Source organism: Yoonia sp., assembly GCF_014859355.1.
Lineage (GTDB): Bacteria > Pseudomonadota > Alphaproteobacteria > Rhodobacterales > Rhodobacteraceae > Yoonia.
Genome location: NZ_JACUUJ010000088.1, coordinates 1 through 3303, shown reverse-complemented (window position 1 = coordinate 3303; position 3303 = coordinate 1). Strand labels below are relative to the sequence as shown.

Genomic DNA, 3303 nt, shown 5'->3' with positions numbered 1-3303 from the left:
GGTGGCGCTGTTTCGCCGCCTTGGTGTGGACGTGTTGATCGTCAAGAACGCGGGCGGCGTGGCCAGCCGCACAAAACTGACGGCAGCGCGCCAGTTGGGGATACCTGTTCTGATGATCGCCCGCCCGCCTGTGGGTGACTGGCCGGTCGTGTCCACCGTTGCGGAGGCTTTGGATTGGGTGGCGCGCCTGTGACCGAACGTGTGATCATCGGGCACGACTGCATCGCCGAAGGGGTCGATTGGCTGTGCGCAAGTGAGCCGCGCTTTGCCACAGCCATGCAGGGATTGCCGCCATTGCCGCTGCGGCTGAAACCTGACGGGTTTGCGCAACTGTTGTCTGCCATCGTCAGCCAGCAGGTCAGCGTTGCGGCGGCGGCGGCAATCTGGGGCAGGATGGTTGATGCACGGATGACGACGCCGGCCAATGTCACCGCCGCACCCGCCGACGATCTGCGCGCCCTTGGGCTCAGCCGGCAAAAAGTGCGCTATGCCCATGCGCTGGCGTCAGCCGGGATTGATTATGACGCCCTGCGTGATGCCCCCACCAGTGACGTGACCCGCACCCTGACCGCCGTGCCCGGCATCGGCATCTGGACGGCCGAGATTTACGCGATGTTTTCACTGGGCCGTGCCGATGTGTTCGCCCCCGGTGATCTGGCCCTGCAAGAGGCCGCGCGGATGATTTTTGATCTGCCAGATCGGCCAAAAGAACGCGCGCTGCGTGATATGGCGCAGGGCTGGTCGCCGTGGCGATCGGTTGCGGCGCGGATCATGTGGGCCTACTACGGGCAAAGCAAACAAAGGGAAGGGATCCGATGACCAGAGCATTAACCGCCGAACGCCGCGAACCCCTGTCAGGCGAAACACGTTCCTGCGTGGTGCTTTTGCACGGCTACGGTGCCAATGCCGCCGACCTGATGGGGCTGGCTGATCCGCTGGCCGAACATATGCCCGATACGATGTTCATCGCCCCAGACGCGCCCGAAGCCTGCGCCGGCGCGCCGATGGGGTTTCAGTGGTTTCCTATTCCCTGGATCGACGGGTCAAGCGAGGAAGAAAGCCGCGCGGGCCTTGACCGGGCGGCGGCCGATCTGGATGCGTTTCTGGATGGCGTGATGGTTGATGAAGACCTGCTGCCCGAACAGGTTATGGTGCTGGGATTTTCCCAGGGCACCATGATGGCGCTGCATGTGCTGCCCCGGCGTGAAGACCCCGTTGCAGGGCTGGTCGCCTTTTCGGGCCGCCTGCTGGAACCTGAACTGCTGTCCGATGCGGTGGTCAGCCGCCCGCCGGTGCTGTTGGTGCATGGCGATCAGGATGATGTCGTGCCGCCGCAATCGCTGGCACAAGCCGCCGAGGCCTTGCAGCAAGCGGGCTGGAAAGAGGTTTTCGCCCACGTCATGAAAGGCACAGGCCACGGGATTGCGCCTGACGGGCTGTCGGTGGCATTGGCGTTCATGCAAGACCGGTTGGGGCTGGCCTGAGCTTAACGCAATCGCAAACACTTGGTGCGATAAAAAGGGAAGATCGCCCTTCTTGCCAAGTGAGTAAGCCGCCAGTGTCTGCCTTTTTTCTTTCTGTTCTTGCGCCGCGTGATGCCATTGGCTGGGGCTGGCGGCTTTTGGTATTCATGATTTGCGGCCTGTTGGTTTGGCTGGGGTTAGAGCGTGTCATTCCCGCGCAGATCAAGGGCGGGCAGGCTGATACGGCGCTGCGGCTGCTGGTGATGTGGCTGCCAACAGGCATTGGCCTGTTTGCAGCACTTGCACATGCAGCGCGCGTGGACCTGCGCATGAACCGGATGCGCAACCATGACCAGGTCACGGGCCTGCCTGATTGTGCGCAGTTCATGATGCGGGCACAGCGTGCGCTGCCGCAAAGCGGGGTTCTGCTTTTGTTTGATATCGACAATTTCAAGGCGTTCAATGCCGCTCGTGGGCGGCGGGCCGGTGATTTGTGTCTGATGGCGTTGGCGCAACGCCTGCGGGAATTGACCCGCAGCACAGATATTCTGGGTCGCCTCGATAGTGCCGTTTTCGCAGTCTACCTGCCTGGTGCTCCGGTTGAAAAGGCGCGCGCCATCGGTGAACGGTTGAGCGCGGGATTGGCCATTGTCACAGAACGCAAGGCGATGTGTGTCACCATTTCTGTGGGCGCGGTGATGGCAGACGGGATGACGCCGCTGGACGTGCTGCTGCGCGATGCCGACCGCGCGTTGGATCGGGCAAAATTGCAAGGCCGCGCCCGCATGATCATAGAAGAATTGCCAGAAGCGGCCTGAAAGGGGGGCCTATCAATATCCGTTTTGCCGCACATTGTGGGGCTTGTCACATTTCTGACGCGATATATAGTGATCCTGTAAAAGACTGCGGAAACGCCGTGTTTGCACAGTTTCTGCACCTTTTTTTGCGCGTGGGGTATGAGACATGAAACAAACAGATTTTCGGACCGATTTTGTGCGTGCGCCTGGGGCGCTGAAACACTATCCCGCGCTTGTTTTGAACGCTGATTACCGTCCTTTGTCCTATTACCCCTTATCGCTCTGGCCTTGGCAGGAAGCGGTCAAAGCCGCATGGCTGGACCGCGTGGATATCGTCAGCGAATACGAAGAGGTGGTGCGCAGCCCGTCAACCATGATCCGCATCCCGTCGGTCGTGGTTTTAAAAGATTACGTCAAACCACAGAAAAAAGTGGCGTTCACCCGTTTCAATCTGTTCTTGCGCGATGAATTTTGCTGCCAGTATTGCGGCGGAAAGGGTGATCTGACCTTTGACCATGTTGTGCCGCGTGCCAGTGGCGGGGTGACAAGCTGGGAAAATGTCGTTGCGGCCTGCAGCCCCTGCAACCTGCGCAAAGGGTCGCGGTCGTTGCGCCAGTCCGGGCTGTCGTTGCGCAAACCGCCGCGCCAGCCTGCGCCGGAACAGCTGCATAATGTCGGGCGCAAGTTTCCGCCAAACCATCTGCATGAAAGCTGGCTTGATTTTCTGTATTGGGACGCGGAACTGGACGCTTAAAACAACCGCCAACGGTGTTTTCGCAGCGCATGGCGTGTCAGGCGTTTCGCCCGGTCACCCACATTACCATACCGACACAGGCGTTGGGCCGCCAGCGGCTGCATGATCTGTTCGGTAGCGTCCAATCTGCAGGCTTAAAATTTTCCCACATGTCACAATAATACAGTTTGATCTGCTTCATGCTTGCGAAACCTTTTATTGATATTTGGTGCGCGCCTATCGCATTTTGATCGAGCACAACATCTTGAAACGAGTGGACATGATGAAAAAGATACAGTAGCCACGCAGC

At 59.5% G+C, this 3303-nt stretch carries 6 protein-coding genes; 5 read left to right on the top strand and 1 reads right to left on the bottom strand.

Annotated features, from left to right (window positions below):
- The 5 genes from IBX59_RS15030 to IBX59_RS15010 all read left to right on the top strand — a co-directional run.
- The coding region (locus IBX59_RS15030) for a precorrin-6A/cobalt-precorrin-6A reductase (RefSeq protein ID WP_296377018.1) at window positions 1-193 on the top strand (193 nt) is incomplete at its 5' end.
- Window positions 190-819: a DNA-3-methyladenine glycosylase 2 family protein gene (locus tag IBX59_RS15025; RefSeq protein ID WP_296377017.1), complete on the top strand. Its 630-nt coding sequence runs from the start codon at window positions 190-192 to the stop codon at window positions 817-819. The genes IBX59_RS15030 and IBX59_RS15025, both read left to right, overlap by 4 nt.
- The gene (locus IBX59_RS15020) at window positions 816-1484 is read left to right on the top strand and encodes an alpha/beta fold hydrolase (protein WP_296377014.1); all 669 of its coding nucleotides are present in this window, start codon (window positions 816-818) and stop codon (window positions 1482-1484) included. The genes IBX59_RS15025 and IBX59_RS15020 overlap by 4 nt, the downstream gene beginning before the upstream one ends.
- Window positions 1485-1558: 74 nt before the next feature.
- On the top strand, window positions 1559-2281 hold the full coding sequence (locus IBX59_RS15015) for a diguanylate cyclase (protein WP_296377013.1): 723 nt from the start codon (window positions 1559-1561) through the stop codon (window positions 2279-2281).
- 145 nt (window positions 2282-2426) lie between these two features.
- Window positions 2427-3014, top strand: coding sequence for an HNH endonuclease (locus IBX59_RS15010; RefSeq protein ID WP_296377011.1), 588 nt, complete (start codon window positions 2427-2429; stop codon window positions 3012-3014).
- 37 nt (window positions 3015-3051) lie between these two features.
- Here IBX59_RS15010 and IBX59_RS15005 read toward each other — a convergent pair.
- Window positions 3052-3303 (bottom strand): hypothetical protein (locus IBX59_RS15005; protein WP_296377009.1); only part of this gene is annotated, 252 nt, incomplete at its 5' end.

Excerpts from the sequence above, each read along its gene's own strand:
- IBX59_RS15020 (WP_296377014.1), top strand. The coding sequence starts at position 816 with ATGACCAGAGCATTAACCGCCGAACGCCGCGAACCCCTGTCAGGCGAA.
- IBX59_RS15010 (WP_296377011.1), top strand. The coding sequence starts at position 2,427 with ATGAAACAAACAGATTTTCGGACCGATTTTGTGCGTGCGCCTGGGGCG.